At 43.8% G+C, this 786-nt stretch carries 2 protein-coding genes; one reads left to right on the top strand and one right to left on the bottom strand.

The genetic code is table 11. From position 1 onward, the window contains the following. Positions 1–319, bottom strand: a 319-nt coding sequence (locus R7Z49_RS24380) for an AraC family ligand binding domain-containing protein (RefSeq protein ID WP_318112278.1), incomplete at its 3' end; no start/stop codon positions are given. 228 nt (positions 320–547) lie between these two features. Here R7Z49_RS24380 and R7Z49_RS24385 point away from each other — a divergent pair. After that, the coding region (locus tag R7Z49_RS24385; RefSeq protein WP_318112279.1) for a LysE family transporter at positions 548–786 on the top strand (239 nt) is incomplete at its 3' end.

Consider the following 786-nt stretch of genomic DNA (forward strand, 5'->3'; position numbering starts at 1 on the left):
GTGAGCCAAGCTCTTGCCCCAAGGTTTGAAATTGTTCTGGCACAGGATACATTGCTTTGTATTCCCAGCCCCCCTCGGTTGCTGAATGGCCGTTATGCACTTCATCAGCGTTAACTAAGATAATGCTGTCTTGTGGTGCAATGTGGTTGCCGCCAGTGCGGAAAAATTGTTGAGCGCCTTTTTCGATCACACCAATGGTGTAGCCTTCGTGACTGTGCCGAGAGAAGTTCTGCTTTTCATACTTAGCATCTAGCAGCTCCAAGCCACCAAGTTCTTGAGCAATTTTGAATGTCGCGATTTCCTTGTTCTTTTCTTTCATTGTTTCCAATCTGCTCGAGAAGTCCGTCATACGAGTGTAACGTATCCATCGTGCTTATTTTTGTACAAAATTGCTATTCAGTATCGTTAAAAAGGTTAATTGTTTTTATATGAGTGAATTGGTGATTTATCCTTTCTAAATATGGCTACATTTAAAGGTATTTAATCTGGTCGAGTTTGATTTATTGGTATAAGATTCGCCGCCTTGTTGTAGAAAACCTGTTCCATCATGATCGATTTAGCTGTACTTCCTATTTATCTCACGGCGGTTATCGCCTTATTGCTTTTGCCGGGCCCTGATATGTTGCTGATTGCGAGCTCAAGTATGAGCTACGGCAAAAAGGTTGGCCTATTTGCCAGTCTGGGGAACGCGACGTCTGGCCTTATCCTTACTTTACTTGCTGCGATGGGGGTTTCAACCCTGATTGCGATGAGCCCTGTGGCACTCAAAGTACTTCACCTTTTAGG

The organism is Vibrio sp. 1562, from assembly GCF_033340155.1.
In the GTDB taxonomy this organism is placed as follows: domain Bacteria; phylum Pseudomonadota; class Gammaproteobacteria; order Enterobacterales; family Vibrionaceae; genus Vibrio; species Vibrio alginolyticus.